The 22,636-nt window shown below is 47.8% G+C and carries 13 protein-coding genes and 1 pseudogene; 6 read left to right on the top strand and 8 right to left on the bottom strand.

All coding sequences use genetic code 11. From position 1 onward, the window contains the following. Positions 1-29: 29 nt before the first annotated feature. The 3 genes and pseudogenes from HMPREF9446_RS05860 to HMPREF9446_RS05850 form a co-directional block, all read right to left on the bottom strand. Positions 30-1,157: pseudogene (locus tag HMPREF9446_RS05860) on the bottom strand (SusC/RagA family TonB-linked outer membrane protein); the annotation flags it as partial. A 171-nt stretch (positions 1,158-1,328) separates the two neighbouring features. Then, a complete protein-coding gene (locus HMPREF9446_RS05855) occupies positions 1,329-2,888 on the bottom strand; it encodes a sulfatase family protein (RefSeq protein WP_009124538.1) in 1,560 nt (519 codons plus the stop codon). A gap of 130 nt (positions 2,889-3,018) precedes the next feature. Next, a complete protein-coding gene (locus HMPREF9446_RS05850) occupies positions 3,019-7,077 on the bottom strand; it encodes a hybrid sensor histidine kinase/response regulator transcription factor (RefSeq protein WP_039968672.1) in 4,059 nt (1,352 codons plus the stop codon). Positions 7,078-7,269: 192 nt separating this feature from the next. Between HMPREF9446_RS05850 and HMPREF9446_RS05845 the strand changes: the two genes are divergently transcribed. The 3 genes from HMPREF9446_RS05845 (at position 7,270) to HMPREF9446_RS05835 (ending at position 10,844) form a co-directional block, all read left to right on the top strand. Then, positions 7,270-8,352, top strand: coding sequence for a phosphotransferase enzyme family protein (locus tag HMPREF9446_RS05845; protein ID WP_039968674.1), 1,083 nt, complete (start codon positions 7,270-7,272; stop codon positions 8,350-8,352). Next, a complete protein-coding gene (locus HMPREF9446_RS05840) occupies positions 8,343-9,080 on the top strand; it encodes a carbohydrate-binding family 9-like protein (RefSeq protein WP_009124534.1) in 738 nt (245 codons plus the stop codon). The genes HMPREF9446_RS05845 and HMPREF9446_RS05840 overlap by 10 nt, the downstream gene beginning before the upstream one ends. A gap of 261 nt (positions 9,081-9,341) precedes the next feature. After that, positions 9,342-10,844: a glutamine synthetase family protein gene (locus tag HMPREF9446_RS05835; RefSeq protein WP_009124533.1), complete on the top strand. Its 1,503-nt coding sequence runs from the start codon at positions 9,342-9,344 to the stop codon at positions 10,842-10,844. 93 nt (positions 10,845-10,937) lie between these two features. Here HMPREF9446_RS05835 and lpxA read toward each other — a convergent pair whose 3' ends face one another. From lpxA to HMPREF9446_RS05815, 4 genes are all read right to left on the bottom strand, one after another. Next, on the bottom strand, positions 10,938-11,705 hold the full coding sequence (lpxA, locus tag HMPREF9446_RS05830; protein ID WP_009124532.1) for an acyl-ACP--UDP-N-acetylglucosamine O-acyltransferase: 768 nt from the start codon (positions 11,703-11,705) through the stop codon (positions 10,938-10,940). A gap of 14 nt (positions 11,706-11,719) precedes the next feature. Further along, positions 11,720-13,114, bottom strand: coding sequence for a TolC family protein (locus HMPREF9446_RS05825; protein WP_009124531.1), 1,395 nt, complete (start codon positions 13,112-13,114; stop codon positions 11,720-11,722). 17 nt (positions 13,115-13,131) lie between these two features. Further along, positions 13,132-16,548 carry an efflux RND transporter permease subunit gene (locus HMPREF9446_RS05820; protein ID WP_009124530.1) on the bottom strand — a complete coding sequence of 1,139 codons (3,417 nt, stop codon included), beginning with the start codon at positions 16,546-16,548 and terminating at the stop codon, positions 13,132-13,134. Positions 16,549-16,651: 103 nt separating this feature from the next. Continuing rightward, positions 16,652-17,827, bottom strand: coding sequence for an efflux RND transporter periplasmic adaptor subunit (locus HMPREF9446_RS05815; protein WP_009124529.1), 1,176 nt, complete (start codon positions 17,825-17,827; stop codon positions 16,652-16,654). Positions 17,828-18,093: 266 nt separating this feature from the next. Between HMPREF9446_RS05815 and HMPREF9446_RS05810 the strand changes: the two genes are divergently transcribed. Together HMPREF9446_RS05810 and HMPREF9446_RS05805 are read left to right on the top strand one after the other, a co-directional pair. Beyond that, complete coding sequence (locus HMPREF9446_RS05810; RefSeq protein ID WP_009124528.1) at positions 18,094-20,064, top strand: Ig-like domain-containing domain; 1,971 nt, start codon at positions 18,094-18,096, stop codon at positions 20,062-20,064. Further along, on the top strand, positions 19,985-20,896 hold the full coding sequence (locus HMPREF9446_RS05805; RefSeq protein ID WP_087943541.1) for a DUF3108 domain-containing protein: 912 nt from the start codon (positions 19,985-19,987) through the stop codon (positions 20,894-20,896). The genes HMPREF9446_RS05810 and HMPREF9446_RS05805 overlap by 80 nt, the downstream gene beginning before the upstream one ends. On the opposite strand, the gene HMPREF9446_RS05800 is transcribed toward HMPREF9446_RS05805, so the two are convergent. Beyond that, entirely contained in the window at positions 20,897-21,316 is a 420-nt protein-coding gene (locus HMPREF9446_RS05800) for a PaaI family thioesterase (RefSeq protein WP_009124526.1), read from the bottom strand. Between the two features lie 319 nt (positions 21,317-21,635). On the opposite strand from HMPREF9446_RS05800, the gene HMPREF9446_RS05795 reads away from it, so the two are divergent. Then, positions 21,636-22,544 carry a tyrosine-type recombinase/integrase gene (locus HMPREF9446_RS05795; RefSeq protein ID WP_009124524.1) on the top strand — a complete coding sequence of 303 codons (909 nt, stop codon included), beginning with the start codon at positions 21,636-21,638 and terminating at the stop codon, positions 22,542-22,544. Positions 22,545-22,636: the final 92 nt, after the last annotated feature.

Here is a 22,636-nt window from a genome sequence, read left to right as displayed (position 1 = left end):
AGTATGCACTAAATTAATTCCGCCAACAGGTAGTAGCCGTAGATATTCATGCCGGCTTTCAACCATTTTTTTATTTTGGTATCTACTTTCAAACGCCAGCTATATACACTGTTTTCAGAACCTTCGATAATACCTTCGTTGTTTTCATAGCGTAAAGAAGCTAGGAATGTGGTTTTTTCGCCACCGCCAGAGATTGACATTTCATAATTCTGTGTGAAAGCAGGGTCACGGAACATGTTTTTTACATAGTCATACCCGGCTGTGCCGTTCTTGAAAGCCTGTAACTGTTCCTCATTGTAGTAAGTCTTGGCAGGTTTGTTCTGTGATTCGAAATACTCTTTTCCGTACTCATTTGCTAATTTGGCATATTCATAAGGAGAGAGTACATCTGGATACTTTGCAACGGTCTTGAAATTGGCAAAAGCATTGAATGATACAGTCAGCTTGTCTTTCTCAGGATTCTTGGTAGTGACAAGGATGACACCGTTGGCACCACGGGAACCATAGACAGCAGTTGCGGAGGCATCTTTCAAAACTTCGATAGAAGCGATATCAGAAGGGTTCAGTGCTTTCAGGGAGCCACCGATGAAACCATCGATTACAACTAACGGACCGGTTTCTGCCGTGATGGAGTTGATACCGCGTACGCGGATTGTATTGTCTTTAGAGGGGTCACCGGAACCGGATAATACAGATACACCGGCCATGCGTCCCTGCAATGCATCAGACACATTGCCGGAAGGTGTCCCTTTCAATGCATCAGCTGCCTTTACAGAAGCTACCGCACCTGTCAAGTCGCTTTTACGTTGAACGCCGTAACCTACTACTACTACTTCTTGCAGCAGCTGGCTGTCTTCTGCTAATTTCACATTGATTTTAGTCTGTCCGCTTACTGCGATTTTTTGTGTTTGATAACCAATGTAAGAGAACACGAGGGTTGCGTTAGAGGGTACATTGGGGAGAGAGTAGTTTCCGTCAATGTCTGTGATACATCCGTTGCTTGTTCCTTCCACTTGAATAGAGGCACCAATCACCGGACCTAAATTGTCAGTCACTGTACCTGTTACTGTGATGTTCTGCGCATTCGCTTGCGTGGCAAATAATACAGAGAGTAACATAATACCTAAAGCTTTAAAGAAGCCGGATTTCTGTTTCATAAATATTAATTTAATAAGTTATTAATAAAGGTTGTTTATTTTTTGTTTACTACCCATAAAAATGATTGAATCACACCGCAAATGTATGAGTTGAGAAGTGGATAAGTATTAGTGAATTGTTCGCAAATAGTACGAATTCGTACAAAACTTGCGAGCAATACACTTCTTGTACTATTTCCTGTTCTTTTGGTTTTTACTCTCTTTAACCTCCTCCAACAACATTGAGAGGGCCTTTACCTTGTCAGGATGTGCCTCTGCGACATTACTTTTTTCCGAAGGATCTATGGATAAATTGTACAGTTGGGGTTTCGGGGCATTGCCCATTTCCGTCTTGGTCCAATATTCCAGGGCAGGTTTGTCACTGGGTTCTATATACTTCCAGTCTCCTTGGATGATGGATAGGGTATTGTTCAGATTCTGCTGTACGATATAGTCACATCCGGCAGTATCTGTTCCCAGAAAGTTGTTCAGCTGGTCACGACTGTCAGGGGCGATACCTGCTTGCAAGGGATGGTTCAGCAAGGTAGCCAATGAGGCATAGACATCTATCATGGAGAACAAGGCCTGTTGTTTGCCTGGTTTGATGCCTTCGGGCCAGCGTACGATAAAGGGAATGCGTGTACCGGCCTCAAAAGCACTGTATTTTCCACCACGATAATGTTTCATGGGAGTGTGCCCGTTCAGCAGTTCACGTGCCTGGTCTTGATAGCCGTCGTCGATGACAGGGCCATTGTCACTGCAGAATACGAAGATGGTGTTGTCTGCAATGCCCAGGCTGTCCAGTGTATGCATGATCTCTCCGACAGTCCAGTCCAATTGGAGGATGACATCGCCCCGGACTCCCAATCCGCTCTTGCCTGCGAAACGAGGATGTGGTACACGGGGGACATGGACGTCTTGCGTACCCATATATAGGAAGAAAGCTTCGTTTTTGTGGGATACGATGAAGTTTTTGGCTTTGTCGGTGATGACGTCTGCGATGTCCTCATCTATCCAGAGGGCGGATTTGCCGCCAGTCATCCAACCGATGCGGGGAATACCGTTGATGATGGTATTGTTGTGCCCTTGGCTTGGTTTCATTTTTACCAGTTCGGGATTTTCCAGTCCGGTGGGCCAGTTACCTACTTTATGGTCATAGCTTACGGTAATCGGGTCGTTCGGATCGAGTCCTACTACCTGTCCGTTCTCCACGAATACACAGGGGACACGATCTACAGTGGCAGGGATGATGTATTCATAATCGAAGCCGATATCTTGAGTATTGGGCTTTATCCGGCGGTTGAAGTCGGTGCCGCCCTTAGGGCCTAAGCCTAAGTGCCACTTGCCGACGGCAGCGGTTACATAGCCTTCTTCTTTAAACATATCCGCCATAGTGACGCATGCCGTATCTATAATCAGTTCGGAGTTGCCGGGGGCGATTCCTGTATTCTGTTGTCTCCAGGGATACATGCCGGTCAGTAGTCCGAAACGGGAAGGGGTACTGGTAGAGGAGGTTGCATAAGCGTTGGTGAATTGCATGCCTTGGCCGGCAAGGCGGTCAATATTGGGGGTGCTTACTTTGGTGGCGCCATAGCAACTCAAATCGCCGATGCCAAGGTCATCTGCAATCAGGTAGATTACGTTCGGTTTCCGGGGCTGGTCGTTTCTGGCTTCTTGCCTGGAAGCGTTGCCGCATCCCGCTAAAAGCGCTGCACCCGGCAGAAAGGGTAAAAGTGAAGATAAATGTCTCATAGTCTTTGGACTCTAAAGTTTGATTTCAGGGTCCAAAGATAGGGCAGAGTTTAAAAACAAGCGGCTAAAGGAGTACAGGGGAGGGGAAAAAATGTACAAAAGTACGGGTAAATATACAGAAAAGGATGAATTACTCCTCTTCTTCTCCTTTCTCTGATTCTTCTCCTTTGCGATATGCCAGCGGACTGACGTGATATACATCCTTGAAACACTTCGAGAAGTAGCGTGACGAACTGAATCCTATCCGGTCTGAAATCTCGGTGATATTCAATTCCGGATTGTTACGCAGCATCATTGCGCCTTTCTTGAGACGGATGGTGAGGATGAAGTCATTCGGTGTCTGGCCGGTAATTGCTTTCAGCTTGGTGAACAGGTTGGTGCGTGCCATTGCCATTTCACGGGCAAAGACATTGACGTTGAATTCGGTATCATCCAGATGTTGTTCGATGACTGCCATGGCACGGTCCAGAATCTCCTTGTCAATGGGATTGGTGGCGAGCATTTGTGCATAAGCCTGCGGTTGCTTGCTGAACTTCTCCTGCAGCAGGATACGGGAATTCACCAGGTTGTTGCAGCGGGATATCAGCAGGTTGGTATTGAACGGTTTGGTGATGTAGTCATCCGCACCGATACGCAATCCTTCGATATTCTGTTCGATGGCTGTACGTGCCGTCAGCAGCACGACGGGGATGTGGCAGGTATTGAAGTCACTTTTTATCTGTTTGCATAACTCTGTTCCCGACATTTTGGGCATTACCACGTCGCTCACCACGATGTTCGGCATCTCGCTGTGTACGAGTGCAAGCCCTTCTTCACCGTCAGGGGCGGTCAATACTTCATAGAATGGATGGAAGATATTCGCCAGCATCTCACGTATGGAAGCATTGTCTTCCACAATCAGTATTTTAGCATCCGGCAGACGCTTGTTCGGAGCATTCTCTTCCAGCTCGGCTTTCAACAGGGCGTCGGTTTCCGGCTTGGGAACTTCAATTTGCTGTACGCTATCTACGTGTTTGCTGATTTGCTCTTCTTCAAACTGTCCGTTGCCCAGTTGCAGGGTCACGATGAAGCTGGTGCCCTTACCCAACTCGCTTTCCACCCGGATGGTTCCGTGGTGAAGTTCTACGATGCCTTTCGTCAAGGCCAGCCCGATGCCTGTACCGGTTTTGCCGGCATCGGTAGAGTCCATCTGGTCTATCTGGTAGAAGCGGTCGAATATCTTATCTACTTCAGCGGCATCTATACCGCTGCCTGTATCGGTCACCCGGATTACGGCATTATTGCCTTCGGTTTTAATGCTGAGGGTGATGGTGTCTTCTGCTTCAGTGTGCTTGATGGCATTGGAAAGCAGGTTGTTGATAACCTTCTGCATCTGTTTCTGGTCATACCATACCTCCAGGCTATCCGTCTCTTTTTCGAATTTGAAGTTGATTTGTCGGGTGCTGGCATATTCCAGGAACAATAAATAGTTCTCGTACAGGAAATGCACCATGTTGTGCGGGCTGACCTTGATTTTCATGTGTCCCTGTTCCTGCTTGCGGAAGTCCAGCAGCTCGGTAATCAGCTCCCTCAACTGGATACTGTTCTTGTAAATGCTCAAGACCTTGTTATAGATGGCAGGAGTAAAATTCTGTAGTTGCAGCAGTGTTTCCACTTGGGCCACAATCAGTGTCAACGGTGTACGGAATTCATGCGAAATGTTGGTGAAGAAACGCAGCTTCGACTGGTTCAGCGCTTCTATATCCTGAATGTGCTTTTGCTCGTACTTCAAGGATTCGCGCAGCTTGATTCTTGATTTGTAGGTACGTATCAGATACCACAGCAATGCCCCCGTTACTATCAGATAGATAAGGTAGGCGAGGGGGGTCTTATAATAGGGTGGCAGTACATGGATAGTCAGGTGCACCTGCGGACAAAGATTCTCGTCTTTTCCGTTGGGCTTGATAAGCAGGTTGTAAGTTCCCGCATTCAAATTGGTGTAAGTGATGGTATGCTGTCCACGGGTACTGTTCCAGTCATTGGAGAAGCCTGCCAGCTTGTAGATGATGTCATCTTTATTGGCGGCTACATAATTGGAAGTGGCGAACTCGATGCTGAACATGGACTGGTTGGCATTGAGGGTTATTTCGGGAGTGCAGTACAAGGATTGCTGCAGGATGCCCGTATTGTCTCCCACCTGTATTTCCGTACCGTTCACGATGAGGCGTGAAAGGATGATTTTATAGGGTTTCGGCGTGAAGTTCAGCTCCATTTCATGGAAAGAAATCATACCTTGCGTACTGCCTAAGAATATTTCGCCGTCACGGGTTACGCAAAGTGCGTTTTCATTGACGGCAGTCAGTGGGAAACCGTTCTCCGTGCTGAAGTTCTGGAACTGCTTGTTCCGGCAGTCGAAGATGGAGAATCCCTGGTTGGTAATAAGTAGCAGCTTGCCGCTGGTGGGCGATTCCTGTGTTTCGTAGATGCAGTCGCTGGCAAGTCCGTTCTTTACCTGGTCGAAGTTTTCAAAATCATCGGTGGATGGACGGTATCTGTCCAATCCGCTACCGGAAGTAGAGAACCACAGGTTGCCTTTACTGTCCTGCATGATGTTGTTCACGTTGTTGTTGCTGATGCTGTGCGGATTTGCCGCATCATGACGGTAGTTGGTCAGTTTCCGGCTGTCAAAACGATAGCTGAACACCCCTTCTCCGGTAGCGGCGATCCACAGGGTACCGTTATTGTCAAAAGTCACGTCTGCCACCATCTTGATTTTCTTGCCCTCTTTGGTATCCCGGAACAGCTGCCGGCATTTCCCGTTTTCGGGATTGAAGAGGCATACGCCGTTCTGGGTTGCCACTATCAAGTAGTTCTGATAGGGGGCGATGTCACGGATAATATCGGATGGGAGTGTCTCCGGGTTGTCAGCTTCCATCCGGTAGTGTGTGAACCGTCCGGTACGGATGTCCAGCCTGTTCAAGCCTCCCAGGTGGGTACCTATCCAGATAATGTCTTTGGCGGCATCATAATAGAGTGCCTTTATGTTGTTGTGTGAAATGCTGTTCGGATTGTTTTCCGGACAGAACCATTTGAATTCCCGGGTGCGGCGGTTGTAGAAATTCAGTCCGCCCCCTTCGGTGCCAATCCACAAGTTGCCGTCTTTGTCTTCTATGGTACGTCCTACTACCGGGTTGCTGAGCCCCTTCGGTTCTGTCGAAGAGTAGGTGTAACGTGTGTATATCTCATATTCCGGATTGAAATAGTTGACACCGCCGAAATATGTACCTAACCATAACGTGCCTTGATTGTCTTTGACGATGCACCAGATGGAGGAGTGCGTCAGCCCGTCGCTTTGCGCGTCGCTGGCTGTGTGGTTCTGGAAGAGTCCGGTACTTTTGTTATAGCGGTTCAGTCCGTTGAATGTTCCTATCCAGATATTTCCTAAGTTATCTTCGCAGCAGGCTCTTACGAAGTCTGATGAAATGCTGTGGGGATTTCCCGGTTTGTTCTTGAAGTTGATGATTTCCCCGTTGCTCTTTACCAGGAACAAGCCTTCTTCCCAGCTGCCAATCCACAGTTCACCTTCGCTGTCCTGGTAAATGCTGGTGATATTCCCTTTTTGAATGGGGTGTGTGAGTTCCTTGTCGGTTAGGTTGAGACAATATACACCATTGCTGGTGGTACCCATCCAGAAGTTGTCTTTGTCTTGATGCATGCAGAATATCTCCAGGTTCTCTCCTGCCAGTTGGTAGTACAGGTCGAAATTGCCTGTCTGTTCATTGTAGCGGTAAATTTCATTTTTCTTGCCTATAAAAAGCCCGTTGTTGTAATAGATGCTGCTGATGCTTCCTTGCAGCAGGGTGGTGAACTTTTGTGTGGAAAGGTTGAACTCCGCCACTCCCTCTGTGCAAAGGATATATATTTTCCCGTTGCGGTTGCCTGTTATCCGGGATATGTTGTTGCAAAAAAGGCTGTTCGGATCGTTCTTTCTCAACTTGTAGGTCTGTATGTCGTTTCCGTCATAGCGGTTCAATCCTTCCCGTGTGCCTATCCACAAAATGCCGTTTTCATCGATATAAAGGCTGTTGACGGAGAACTGTGACAGCCCGTCATCGGTTGTCAGATGACTAAATGTAATGTTTTGTCCTTGCAAGGGGATAGAAACCATGCATGCTAAGGCTATGAATAAATGGATGATAAACTTCTGCACTTTTGGGGTATATATTAAGGTTTCAGTTACAAATATAAGTATATTTTGTGCAAGAGTTCTTATTTCTTCTGTAGTTTTTGCGGTTATGTCTATTTTAATGTATAATTTTGAAGGCTCTTAGAATGATATATACCTTGTTGCCATAAGGTAGAGAGCATATCTTTATACACTAAAATTAATCTATTAATGATCATGAAAGACCTTTTATCTATTGTATCTCATTTTCAAATTGACGGTACGGTTCAGGAGATTAAACCTTTGGGCTCGGGCCTGATTAACGACACGTATAAAGTGACTACCGTCGAAGCGGAAGCTTCTGACTATGTGTTGCAGCGTATCAACCATGCCATTTTCCAGAACGTGGAGATGTTGCAGGGAAATATTGATGCCGTAACCCGCCACATCCGCAAGAAACTGGAGGAGAAAGGTGAAACGGACATCGACCGTAAGGTGCTCCATTTCCTCCCTACTGCAGATGGAAAGACCTATTGGTATGATGGTGAAAACTATTGGCGTGTAATGACTTTCATACCCCGTGCCAAAACTTATGAAACCGTGAATCCGGAATATTCCTATTACGCGGGAGCTGCTTTTGGAAACTTCCAGGCCATGCTTGCCGATATTCCCGATACGCTGGGTGAAACCATTCCCGATTTTCATAATATGGAGTTCCGCTTGAAACAGCTCCGCGATGCTGTGGCTGCCGATGCTGCCGGACGTGTCAAGGAAGTGCAGTATTTCCTGGACGAAATAGAGAAGCGTGCCGACGAGATGTGCAAGGCCGAGCGTCTGTACCGTGAAGGTAAATTGCCCAAACGCGTGTGCCATTGTGATACGAAGGTAAACAACATGATGTTTGATGAAGACGGTACGGTGCTTTGTGTCATTGACCTTGATACGGTGATGCCGAGCTTTATCTTCTCCGATTTCGGCGATTTCCTCCGTTCGGGAGCCAATACCGGTTTGGAAGATGACAAGAATCTGGATAATGTGAACTTCAATATGGAAATATTCAAGGCTTTCACAAAGGGGTATCTGGAGTCGGGCAAATCTTTCTTGTTGCCGATAGAGATTGAGAACCTGCCTTATGCGGCTGCCCTGTTCCCATACATGCAATGTGTACGTTTCCTGGCAGACTATATCAATGGCGATACTTATTACAAGATCCAGTATCCGGAACATAACCTTGTACGCACCAAGGCTCAGTTCAAGCTGTTGCAGAGCGTAGAGGAGCATACTCCGGAAATGCAAAAGTTCATAGCCTCATGTATCTGAGAAAGTATTTAATGTGGATGGTGGCAGTGTTTTGTGTCCTGCCACTGTCTGCAATTAATCCTCAAAATAGTAAAATGAAAGAACTGAATGTTAAGAAAGTAAGTGCGGCAAACATACCGGTAGAATCGGTGCCTGCTCTTCTGGATAAAGAGAAAGTGGATTTTCAGCCTATAAAGTCCGTGAATTGGGCTGAGGCGTTTCCCTACTGCCCGGATGTTGAATTCCGTATCGCACATACGGACGATGCCATCCTGTTGCACTATAAAGTGAAAGAAGGAAGTGTGGCTGCGGTTGCAGGACGGGACAATGGCCCGGTATGGGAAGACGCTTGTGTGGAGTTCTTTTCCATTCCTGCCGGTGACGGAGTATATTATAATATAGAATGCAACTGCACAGGAACGTTGCTTATCGGTGCCGGTGCCGGACGTGGAGAACGTCGGCATGCTCCGCAGGAAGTGCTCGATAAAGTTCAGCGCTGGTCTTCTTTGGGTCGTGAAGCTTTTGAAGAAAGAGTAGGCGAGTGCAGCTGGGAAGTGGCTCTGGTGATTCCTTACTCTGCTTTCTTCCTGCATGATATCACTTCCTTGGACGGAAAGGCTGTTCGTGCCAATTTCTATAAATGTGGTGACAAGTTGCAGACTCCCCATTTCCTGTCTTGGAATCCTATCGGACTGGAAAAACCTAACTTCCACTGTCCGGAGTTCTTCGGAATGCTGAATATGGAATAGTTTTTTCAATATTTACCCTCATACCCTCACTCTGATTGCTGAATTCCCTGTTCATCGGGGAGATGGGGTGAGGGTAACAAGACACAGGGTGAGGGTAGATACCCTCACCCTGTTTTACAAACAGGCGTACGTGCGTCTAGCATCTGCCTTCTTTTGACGATGTCTGTACCTCCATTTATTTCTGCCCCATGAACGGTAGAGAATGAATAAAAAACGTTATCTTTGATGCCATACCTTTACTAAAACGAAAAACAACTCATTATGAATGAAAAATTGTCAATGAGTGCCAATAAGTTAGTGGCATTCCTCCAAAAACCGTCTTCCATGTTTACTAAGGAAGACATCATTTCGTTTATTCAGCAGAATGACATCCGTATGGTAAACTTTATGTATCCTGCCGGTGACGGACGGTTGAAGACACTGAATTTTGTTATCACGGACTTAGCTTACCTGAATGCCATTCTCACTTGCGGCGAACGGGTGGACGGTTCCAGTCTTTTCTCATTTATAGAAGCAGGCAGCAGTGACCTTTACGTCATTCCCCGTTTCCGAACGGCCTTTGTTGACCCGTTTGCCGAAATACCTACGTTGTCCATGCTGTGTTCCTTCTTCAATAAGGACGGCGAACCTTTGGAGAGCGCTCCCGAGCATACCCTTCATAAGGCAAGCAAGGCATTTACCAAAGTAACCGGCATGCAATTCCAGGCAATGGGTGAGCTGGAATACTATGTCATAGCTCCCGATGCAGGAGTATTCGAGGCAACCGACCAGCGTGGCTATCATGAATCGGGACCTTATGCCAAGTTCAATGAGTTCCGTACTCAATGCATGTCTTACATTGCCCAGGCGGGCGGGCAGATAAAGTATGGACATTCCGAGGTGGGAAACTTTACATTGGATGGCTACATCTATGAGCAGAACGAGATTGAATTCCTGCCTGTTGATGTGGAGCAGGCTGCCGACCAACTGATGATAGCCAAATGGATTATCCGCAACCTTGCCTACAAGTTGGGATATAATGTGACCTTTGCTCCCAAAATTACAGCAGGAAAGGCAGGTTCGGGACTGCATATCCACATGCGTATGATGAAAGACGGGAAGAATGTCATGCTGGAAGATGGTGCCTTGTCCCAAACCGCCCGTAAGGCTATTGCGGGAATGATGGAACTGGCTCCTTCCATTACCGCTTTCGGCAATACGAACCCCACTTCCTATTTCCGCCTTGTTCCCCATCAGGAAGCCCCTACCAATGTTTGTTGGGGTGACCGTAACCGTTCTGTATTGGTGCGTGTACCGTTGGGATGGTCTGCCAAGACTGATATGTGTATGCTGGCAAATCCGTTGGAGAAAGAAAGCCATTTTGATACCAGCATAAAACAGACTGTAGAGATGCGTTCGCCGGACGGTTCGGCAGATCTGTATCAGTTGCTTTCGGGACTTGCCGTGGCTTGCCGTCATGGCTTTGAACTGGACAATGCCTTGGAGATTGCGGAGAGGACTTATGTCAATGTAAATATCCACCAGAAGGAGAATGAGGGCAAGTTGAAGTCATTGGCGCAGTTGCCCGACAGCTGTGAGGCTTCCGCGGATTGTCTGGAGAAACAGCGGGCCGTTTTTGAGCAGTACAATGTATTCAGCCCGGCAATGATAGACGGTATCCTCCGTAAGCTCCGCAGCTACAAGGACCGGACTTTGCGTGCCGACTTGAAAGAGGACCGGGAAGCAATGCTGAAACTGGTGCACGAGTATTTCCATTGTGGATAACCCGACGGGATGAAATAAGAGAAAGGTGTGCCGGAATGATAACGGCACACCTTTCTACATATCTTTATTCAAGCCAATCCGGACTTGCGTTTCTTACTTTACAATTCCTTTAGAGCCTTTGATAAAGCTGAGTATGTTGCGTATCTCGTCGCTCATCGGAACCTGGTCTTCAATTTTCTGCAGGGCATCCTGTATGCTGAAATTACCTTGGTAAACCAGGCGATAGGCATTGACGATGTGCCTCAATACACGTTCTGTAACCTGGTGCTTATGTTGCAGTACGGCTGCGTTGATTCCGTGGTATTCGGCAGGATTGCCGTTCATGATGATATAGGGTGGAACATCCTTTGCGATACGGCAGCCGGCCTGAATCAGCACCCAGCTTCCGATGTGGCAGGACTGGTGCAGGATGACGTTGCTGCTCAAGATGGTGCAGTCGTCTATCTGGCACTCACCGGCTACGGTAGTTTTGATACCCAGAACGCAATGATTGCCTATCTGTACGTCGTGGCAGAGGTGTACGCCATCCATCAGATAGTTATCATTGCCGATACGGGTACTTTGGCCGGCATAGGTAGCGCGGCTGACAACCACATTTTCGCGGATGTCATTGTTGTCACCGATTATCAGTTGGCTTTCTTCACCTGTATAATGAAAGTCTTGCGGTTCACTGCCCAACACCGCGCCGTGGTGCACTTTGTTATTATTACCCATGCGGGTGCCTTTAAGAATCTTCGCACCTGACATGATGATGCAGTTGTCACCGATTTCCACGCCTCCCTCAATATAGGCGAAAGGCTGGACCGTTACATTCTTGCCGATTCTGGCAGCGGAATCTACATAAGCTAATGGACTAATCATAGTATCATTCGATTTTAATAATTACTCTCCCTTCCTCCTCCGAGCGCTTGATACAAGCTGACTACGGCTTGCATGCTGGCGAAGGTGTCAGATACCTCTGAAAGTTGCGCGCTGAGATAAGACTGCTCGGCAGACAGAACCTCAAGATAAGTTGACGTGCCTAATTTAAACAATTCTTTTGTATCTTCCGCTGCTTTACGGGCGGAATTTACTTGAATATCGCGTGAAGCGGCTTTTTCTGCTGTCATCTGATATTGATACAAGGCGTTGCTCACTTCGTTTCCGGCATTGAGCAGGGAAGTCTGGAACTGAATCTTGGCTTGCTCCTCCTGTGCCTTTGCCTGTTTCAGACGGGCGATGTTGGTACCGCGGTAGAACAAGGGTTGCGTCAGTGAACCGATGGCGGAAGCCAAAAGTTTGCCCGGATTGACAATGGCCGAACCGGCACTGTTGGTCCATCCTGCCGAACCGCTTAATGTAATCTGCGGATAGAAAGCCGCACGTGCGCTGTTGGTATTGTAGTATCTGGACGCCAACGACATTTCGGCTGCTTTCACATCCGGGCGGTTGGACAACAGTTGTAAAGGAATGCCGACTGAAAACTCTGTCGGTAACTGTTGTGCTTCCAGCAGGCCGCGTGAGATTTTCTGTGCCGGCTGGTTCAGCATCAGGCACAGTGCATTTTCCGTCTCACGGATGCTTTGGCGGATGTCCGGCAGCGAGGCCATTACTTGTGCGTATGCAGTGCGGCTTTGCTCTACGGCGGCAGAGGTGGTGCCGTATATGCCTGCATCCTTCATCGCTTCTACAGTCTCCATATTCCTTTTCAGGATATCGACCGTACCTTCGGTTATTTGAAGTTGGCGGTCGAGCATTAACAAGGTGTAGTACATATTGGCTACATTGGCAATGACTTGGGTCTGTACGGCCTGTTCGTAGAACTGGGTCTGTTTCAATGAAACCTGTGCATTACGTTTCGGATTCAGTAGTTGGCCGAAGAGGTCTATTTGCCAGCTTGCCGTTACGGGTAATGAGTAAGTTTGCGTGGCTTTGCCCTTGTCCCAGCTGCTGACAGTCCCTTGCGGGGAAAGTCCCAGCATGGGAGCGTACGCCAGACGTGCGGACATCAGTGCTGCCTGTGCCTGTTTTACGTTCAGTGCCGCATTGCGCAAATCGGCATTGTTGGCAAGTGCCTGTTCTATGAGTATCTGCAGCTGGGGATCTGTGAATACTTCTCGCCAGGGCAGATTACCGAAGTTGGCAGTATCTGCGGCAAGGGTATCGTTTACAGAGGCTGTATCACGATACAAGCCGTCGGCATTGATGTCTTCGGGTCTGTCGTATGATTTGTAGATGTGGCAACTGCTCAGTAAAGCAGTTGCACACATCAAGCATAGTATCTTTTTCATATTCCTCTATTTTTCATTTATTTAGTATATTGCTCAATCTCTGGTTCTGCATCCGAGTTATCTACATCGGTCCATTCCATCGGCTTGATTTTTTCCTGCAAGTACTGGAATGCCACGAACAGTGCGGGTACTATGAAGATCTGCAGAATCATACCGATTAACATACCACCGATGGCGGATGTACCTAATGTACGGTTACCGTTGGCACCCGCCCCGGAGGCAAACATCAACGGGAGAAGACCGACGATCATGGCCAGGGAGGTCATCAGGATAGGACGCAGACGGGCGGCGGCACCCAATACGGCGGCCCAAGTGATGCTCATACCCATCTTGCGGCGGTCAAGAGCGAACTCTACAATCAGAATGGCGTTCTTGGCCAACAGACCCATCAACATGATGAGGGCAATCTGCATGTAGATGTCGTTTGACATGGTGCCCAGAATCATTTTGAGTGCGGGAATGTTACCCAGTGAACCTATGCCGCTGACAAACAGGAAGCTGCCCAACAGACCGAATGGTACGGAGAGCAATACGGAAAGCGGAAGGATGTAGCTTTCATATTGTGCGCTCAGCAACAGGTAAACGAATACGAAGCAGAGTATAAAAATCAAGCCTGTAGTGCTGCCGCTGGTTTCGGCCTCTTCACGTGCCATACCGCCGAGTTCGTAAGCAAAACCTGCCGGCAGGTTCTCTTGGGCGACCTCTGCAATGGCGGCCAATGCCTGGCCGGAGGTATAACCGCTGGCAGGAGCCACCATTACCTTCATGGATGTATAAAGGTTGAAACGGCTGATGATATCCGGTCCATATACTTTCTTGATGGATACGAATTGAGTGATGGGAGCCATTTCGTTTCCGTTGCGTACCTTGATGCTGGAGAGGGACTCCAAGTTTTTGGTTGCGTTGGGTTCCGCCTGGATCATGACACGGTACATCTTACCGAAACTGTTGAAATTGGAAGCGTATAGACCTCCGAAATATCCTTGCATGGTGCTGAGGATATCACTTGGGCTGATGCCGGCTTTTTTACAGGCGGCAGCGTCTATATCCAGCATATATTGCGGAAAGTTCGGGTTAAAACTGGTCTTCGCAGAGTTGATTTCCGGACGTTCTTCCAAAGCGGCGGTATATTTGTTCACCACGTCGAAGAAATGATTCAGGTCACCACCGGTCTTATCCTGCATGTTCAGCTCAATGTCGCTGGATGCCGAATAACCCGGAATCATAGGCGGAGCAAAGAACAACACCTGCGCTTCCTTGATGATTTTCTGTGCACGCATGAAAAGAGTGGCATAAACAACCGTTGAATTCTGCATGGTGGAACGTTCTTCCCAGTTCTTCAGTTTGATGATGAGCGAACCGTAAGAAGGTCCCTGGCCGCCGATGAAGCTGAAACCGGAGATGACGGTACGTGATTCTACTGCCGGGTCGGCTGCAACAAGACTGTCCACGCGGTTCAGTACTTCCATGGCGCGTTCTTGTGATGTGCCGGGAGGAAGTGTTACTACACCCATGATGGTACCGGTATCTTCATTGGGAACCATACCGGTCGGCGTGATATTCATAAATACCGCCAAAAGGACAATGGAGCCCGCGACAATACCGCCGGACAGCCATTTCTTCTGGATAAAGCGGAGTACCTGCTTCTTGTATTTGCCTAAGATGGAATCGTAGGAAGCGTTGAAAGAATGCTTGAACTTATCGGTAGTCATGCCTGCCAACGCCAGTATGCTGATTACAATCATAACCAGACAGAGTACCGGATGGTTCTCAAAGCTGAACAAACCGAAAATCATGCCCAGAATGGCGACGGCGGTAAAGAGTAGTGTCAGGCCGGGACGCATCATCTTGCCGATGGAGTCGGCATAGCGGGCTACCATGATTTTGCGGGCTTCTTTGGTGGCAATCCCTATCCGCTCTTTCATGCTGGCATCGCTGTTGTGCGGTTTCAGGAAGATGGCACACAAAGCCGGACTTAACGTCAGGGCGTTCAGCGCAGAGAAACCGATGGCTATAGCCATTGTAAGTCCGAACTGGCGGTAGAACGTACCGGCAGTCCCCCCCATGAAACTTACGGGTACAAACACAGACATCATGACCAATGTGATGGAGATGATGGCACCGCCCAGCTCGCTCATGGCATCGATGGACGCAAGTCGCGCCGATTTGTATCCTTGGTCAAGCTTGGCATGGACGCCCTCGACGACGACGATGGCGTCATCGACCACAATGGCAATGGCAAGCACCATAGCCGAGAGGGTCAACAGGTTGATGCTGAAGCCAATCAGTTTCAGTACGAAGAAAGTGGCGATCAGGGCTACCGGGATGGCAATGGCGGGAATCAACGTGGAGCGCATATCCTGCAGGAAGATATACACCACGATAAATACAAGGATAAATGCTTCAATCAGCGTCTTGATTACTTCGTGGATAGAAGCAAACAGGAAGTCGTTCGCGCTTTGCGCGATATTGATTTTCAAGCCTGAAGGTAATGTCTCGGATGCTTTGCTGAGCACTTCTTCCAGGTCGCTGATGGTTTGGGTAGCATTGGTGCCGGCCATCTGGTAAACGATACAAGTTACGGATTTATGCCCGTTTACCGTGTTGTTGAAGTTGTAGGACAAACGTCCCAATTCAATATTTGCTATATCTTTCAGACGGAGTACTTCGCCATCGCCCAATGCCTTGACAACGATGTTCTCGAACTCTTCTGGTTGTTGCAGACGTCCTTTGTAGCGGATCGTATATTGGAAGCTCTGGTCACCGCGTTCACCGAATTGGCCGGGAGCCGCTTCAATGTTCTGCTCTGCCAGGACACCGGCAATATCATTGGGCACTAGTTTGTACTGTGCCATGATGTCGGGCTTCAGCCAGATACGCATGGAGTAGTCCTGCCCCAGCACGGTAGCGTCACCTACACCATTTACACGTTTTACTTCAGGGATCAAGTTGATGTTGGCGTAGTTTTCCAGAAACTCGATGTTATATTGGTCGGCTTCATCATAAATGGAGAATACCATCAGCATGGAAGTCTGGCGTTTCTGTGTGGTTACACCTACTTTGGTTACTTCGGCGGGCAGCAGGCCTTGCGCCATGGACACACGGTTTTGTACGTTGACGGCTGCCATATCCGGGTCAGTACCTTGTTTGAAGTAAATGGAAATGTCGGCCGAACCGTTATTGGAAGCATTGGAAGTCATGTACATCATGTTCTCCACACCGTTGATCTGGTCTTCAAGCGGTGCGATGACAGAGTTCAATACCGTTTGGGCGTTGGCACCCTGGTAAGTGGCACGTACCGAAACGGTAGGAGGTGCGATGTCCGGGTATTGGGTGATAGGCAGTGTTGCCAGACCAATAAGTCCCAGGATTACTATCAGGATGGAGATTACCGTTGATAGTACCGGACGGTTAATAAATCTATCTAATTTCATTTCATGAAAGATTAAAGAATTAAAAATTAAAGAATTAAAATGTGGCAAGAATCAATGCTGTGTCTGTTTTAGGCAGCTTTTCATTCTCTCATTTTTCATTCTTTTATTGGAACGCCGTTTGAATATTACCTTCTTTCTGGTCTTTCAGAGCTTTTTGGTACTCAGCTTCTTTTTCAGCAGGAGTGATGGGCGTGATGCTCTGTCCGTCTTTTAGGTTTTGTACGCCTTCGATAACGATTTTTTCGCCTGCTTTCAGGCCATCTGTTACATAGTAATATTTGCCGTCATTCAGACTGAACACCTGGATTTCTGTATTTTTCAGTGTGTTGTCGGGCTGCAGGACAAATACGAACTTTTTGTCCTGGATTTCTGTAGTGGCTGATTGAGGGATCATGATTACATCATGTAGCGGATTGGGGAATACCACATTACCCGTACTTCCGCTACGTAGCACATTATGCTTGTTGGGGAAGAGGGCACGCATGGTTACCGAACCGGTAGTTTGGTCGATAACTCCGCTGATGGTTTCCACGCGGCCACTGTCGGCATACATGGTTCCGTCGATGAGCTGTAACTGTACATCCGGCATCTTTTCCAGAATTTCCTTGATGCTGCCTCCTTCACGGATCTGTGCCAACAGTTGTCTTTCGGTCATGGAGAAGTAAGCATACATTTCGGAGATGTCGGCAACGGTAGTCAGCGGGTTGGCTACGGAAGGACTCACCAAGCTACCTACACGATAGGGGATGGTACCTACTACACCGTCGCTGGGGCTGGTTACACTGGTATAGGACAGGTTATTCTGGGCATTGACCAGTTGGGCCTGTGCCTGTGCCAGCTGTGCTTTGGTTTGTGCCAGCTGATTCTCGGCCATCTGCAGGTCATAGTCGCTGATGATGTTTTTCCTGTTCAGTTCACGTTTGTTGTTGACTGTAAGTTCTTGGGTGTTTACGGCAGCCTTGGCCGTTTCAACGGCAGCTTTGGCCGAGTTCACGGCAGCTTGGTACTGTACCGGGTCGATACTGAACAGTACCTGGCCTTTACGCACTACAGCACCTTCGTCCACATGTAACTTGGTGATGAAACCGCTTACCATCGGACGGATTTCTACATCTTGTTTACCCTTAATAGTAGCAGGGTAGCTGTTTGTTAAGTTGGCAGTGGTCGTTTTTGCCTCAATCACTGCAAATTCGGGGGCTTTGCCCGTGCCTTTGTCACCTTGTCCGCAACTGCTCAGCAGTACCAGGCAACATACCAATAATCCTAATCTACTCTTCATACTCTTTTTATTCTCTGTGTATAATTATGTTCTTTAATATCGAAAGGGGGTACTGTGTAGTTCATAAATTGAGAATAAGGATACAAGGAAACTGAATGTTCTCATCTAGTTTTCGTCCGCAAAATTATTCTTTTCTCTGTATATAAGGTGTGAAAAAGCTCCTTTTTTAACTATGTTTCATACATGAATAGGGACAAAAGCCCGTTTTTTTTATAAAATACTGTAAAGCATACTGCTAATTGCCGGATAACCTTTATTTTTGCATCATGTTAGATTGTAAACGTCATAAGAACATGAAACCGCTTTTCCGCCGGTTGATGGGGGCTGCGGGTATAGCTGCCGCACTGTACTCTTGTGCAAGTGTAGGCCGTATAGAAGGGGGGCCGATAGACGAGACGCCTCCCCGTTTCCTCGGCAGTACTCCGGCTTCGGGTGCACTTCATAACAAAAAGAATAAAATTGTAATCGAGTTTGATGAATTCATCAAACTCGACAAGCCCAATGAGAAGATTGTGATATCTCCTCCGCAGGTGCAGCAGCCCGAAATCAAGTCAAACGGCAAGAAAGTAGTTATTACTCTGCAAGATACCCTGAAAGCCAATACCACATATACGGTGGACTTTGCGGACGCCATTCAGGATAATAACGAGGGGAACCCGTTGGAGAATTTCTCTTTCTCGTTCTCTACGGGTGAAAGCCTGGATTCCATGGCAGTGGCGGGTACTTTGTTGAATGCCGCTAATCTGGAGCCGGTAAAGGGGATGTTGGTGGGACTGCATTCCAATCTTGCCGACTCGGCTTTTACGGCATTGCCTTTCGAGCGTGTGGGGCGCACCGACAGTCGCGGGCATTTCTCCATTCGCGGAGTGAGTCCGGGCAAATACCATATCTTTGCATTGCAGGATGCCGACCAGAATTTTGCCTTTACCCAGCCTACCGAAATTATCGCTTTCCATGATTCCATTATCATTCCTACCATGGAAGAGCGTATGCACCAGGATACGGTGTGGGTGGACTCTTTGACGATAGACACTATTTTTGACCATAAATATACGCATTTCCTACCCGATGATATTTTATTGCGCAGTTTCAAGGAAATCCATTACTCCCAGCGCCTGGCAAAGAGTGAGCGTCTTACTCCGGAGAAGTTCTCGCTTTATTTCACTGCTCCGGCAGACAGCCTGCCTCTGTTGGAAGGATTGAACTTTGATGAGCGTGATGCGTTTGTTATAGAGCAGACTACCGGACGTAACGATACACTGCATTATTGGATAAGGGATTCGCTGATTTATAGGCAGGATACTTTAAAAATGAGGCTGACGTATCTTTATACGGATAGTCTGCAACAGTTGGTTCCCCGTACGGATACTCTGAAGCTGCTTTCCAAACTGACTTATGAAAAGCTGCAGAAGCAGAAGAGGGAGGCAAAGGAGAAGGAACAGAAGGAACGGGAAAAGAGAAAGAAAAAGAAGGATGAGGAACAGGAGAAACCGGATACGGAATTCCTGACGGTAGATGTGTATGCTCCTTCCGCAATGGATGTGTATGATTATATTACTCTTTCCTTTACCGAACCGCTGACAAGCATAGATACGGCAGCCGTCCGTCTGAAGCAGAAAGTGGATAGTCTGTGGGAGGATGTACCGTTCGATTTTGTCCGTGATTCCATAGACTTGAAACGTTATAATGTATTTGCGGAATGGCAACCGGGGGAGAGCTATGTATTTGAGGTGGATTCTACCGCTGCGCATGGCTTGTACGGGTTGTTCACCAACAAGATAAAAAAAGAATTCAAGGTGAAGAAGCTGGAGGAATATGGACAGATCTATTTTAATGTACATGGCGCAGATTCTTTGGCTTTCGTTGAATTACTGGATGGGCAAGATAACGTGTTGCGTACGGTACCGGTAACAGATGGAAAGGCCGATTTCTATTACTTGAACCCGGGTAAATACGGGGCACGGTTAATTAATGATACGAACGGAAATGGTGTGTGGGATACGGGAAGTTATGCCGGAAAGCGCCAGCCGGAAATGGTTTATTATTATCCGATGGTTCTCGAACTGAAAGCGAACTTTGATTTGACCCAGGAGTGGAATATCTTGGAGAAGCCTTTGGACAAACAGAAACCGGAGGAGCTAAAAAAACAAAAGCCAGATGAAGACAAAAAGAACAAAAACAGGAATAACGGGAATAGCAGCAGCGGCCGCAACAGTGGCAGGGGCTATAGTTATTAGACGCAAGCAGTGGCTTGTCGGATTGCTGGTGGCGGGAATAATGAGTTTTGCCGTTACCGGGACAGCCGGTGCCCAGTGTGCGGCGAAGAATGAAGCGTTTCAGTCCGGTGAGCATGTCATGTATGATTTGTACTTCAATTGGAAGTTTATCTGGAAAAAGGTAGGATTGGCAAGCCTTACGACGAATGCCACTACTTATCATTCGCAACCTGCCTTTCGTTTTAATCTGCTTTCCATAGGCAGCAAGAAAACTGATTTTTTCTTTAAGATGCGGGATACGCTTACTTGCTATGTAAGTGACAGGCTGGAACCGCTTTATTTTCGTAAGGCAGCCGAGGAAGGTAGCCGTTATACGGTGGATGAAGCATGGTTCTCCTATAAAGAAGGTGTGTCGAATGTCAGGCAGAAGCGTACTTGGCACAATCCGGTCCGTGAACCGCAGGAAATGGAGTATAGCGACAGCCGTTGTATCTTCGATATGCTGAGTATCTTGGCGCAGGCGCGTTCCTATGATCCGAAGGATTATAAGGTGGGCGAGAAGATACTTTTTCCTATGGCAACCGGGCGTAGGGTAGAGGAGCAGACACTGATTTATCGCGGTAAGGAAGATGTCAAAGCGAATAATGATACAATTTACCGCTGCCTGGTGTTTTCCTTTGTTGAATATAAGAAAGGGAAGGAGAAAGAAGTCATCACGTTCTTTGTGTCCGATGATAAAAACCACCTTCCCATCCGCTTAGATATGTATCTCAATTTCGGTTCGGCAAAGGCTTTCTTTAAAAGTGTAAGAGGGAACCGTTATCCGATGACGTCAGTGGTAGGCAGGAAGTAGTCACTTGCCACCCTTGCCTACGGTGAATGGTAACTTGTCCTCTTTTCGGAATACGCTTGATTCAAAAGTGGCAATCAGTTTTCCTTCTTGATTCGTAATGTCAATCTGGTAATATCCGGTAGTGCGTCCGGTATAGCGTTCGCGGGCTTCGGCATACAGTATGTCGCCCGGCCCGCTGCCACGAAGGAAAGTGATGCTGGATGAGAGCGAGAAAGCCAGAGTACCGTGTGAGTTGGCTGCTGCTGCCAATGCCAGGTCGGCAAGGGTGAAGATGGCACCGCCTTGTGTACGGTGGCCTGCATTGAGATGCTCTTCTGTGATTACCAGACGGGCTTTGCTATACCCTTCTTTTATTTCGAGTAGTTCTACACCGACTTTTTCGGCGAAATAATCCTTTTTGAAAAATTCTTGTGGAGACATAGGAGGTCGGTTGTGAATTAATGAATCGTTGGCTGTGATATTTCAATTGATATTGAACATGCGGCAAATATAATGTTTTTTGATGACAAGTGTGTCTTTCGGAAGACTTATCTTGTCAATTTTAGTCGGATGTTCTATTTCCCGAATACTTCCGGAGAATTGTTTTGTTTTCTTTATAAATTGACCGGATGTTTAATGGAGGAGGCTGGAAACTATTACGCTAAATTTTGTAATCTTCCGTTCTTTTTAACACAATTTCCCGTTGAACCTTTTCCCTTAATTACCTATTTATACGACTAACTTCTAAAACCCAAGTCGTATGGATAATCAAACAAACTTTCTGGCCTACATGGCTTCCGTCGTCTCCCGTCTGGAGGGAGAACGGCGTCACGGTACCGCGCACGTGTACCGCAGTGCCTTAAAACGCATTATGGAATTTGAGTGCCGGGATACCTTGGAATTTCACGAGCTGACCCCTCTCTGGCTCAGAGCCTTTCAAGAGTACCTGTTGGGCAGGCAGCTCCGGTGGAATACCGTCTCCACCTATATGCGAATGCTCCGTGCGGTTTACTTCCGTGCCGTGGATGATGGACTCGCCCCTTGGCAGCCACGCCTGTTCCGGGGGGTATATACTGGTACGAAAGTCACGGTGAAGCGTGCAGTGGACGAAATGGCTTTCCGCAAGCTGAAAGCCCCCGTAGAGCCCTCGGAGCCCCTAGAGCGCGCCCGCCTGCTCTTTCTCTTGCTCTTCATGCTCCGTGGGATACCCTTCGTGGACATCGCCTACATGCGGCGCTGCGACCTCAGGGACGGTACTCTGACCTACCGCCGCCGCAAGACCGGGACATGGCTCACCGTAAGGGTGGAACCCGAGGCAATGGACATCATCGGGCGCCTGCGAAGCCGGGATGAGGGTTCGCCCTACCTCTTCCCCTTCATCAGTTGTCCGGGACACGGGGAGTACCGCCAGTACAGCAATGCTCTGCGCGACTTTAACCGTCGGTTGAAGGAGTTGTCGCTGTACACGGGTGTTGAAGGCCTGAGCAGTTACAGTGCGCGCCACAGTTGGGCCACCATCGCCAACTACCGGAACTACCAGCCGGAACTCATCAGCAATGCCATGGGACACTCCTCCGTAAAAGTAACCGAAACTTACTTCAAAAAGCACACCGACGAAAGAATTGACGAAATGAACAGGGGAATAATATCATACGTATTCGCAGTATAAAAACGCATAACATGCTGATTACAAACCATACAAAAGAAAAAGCAACCGTTCCCGAACCAACATCGGGACATCTGTTACTTTGTAGGTAACGG

The organism is Bacteroides fluxus YIT 12057, assembly GCF_000195635.1.
Lineage (GTDB): Bacteria > Bacteroidota > Bacteroidia > Bacteroidales > Bacteroidaceae > Bacteroides > Bacteroides fluxus.
The sequence above is the reverse complement of the archived record's forward strand: the minus strand, read 5'-3'. Positions and strand labels throughout refer to the sequence as shown.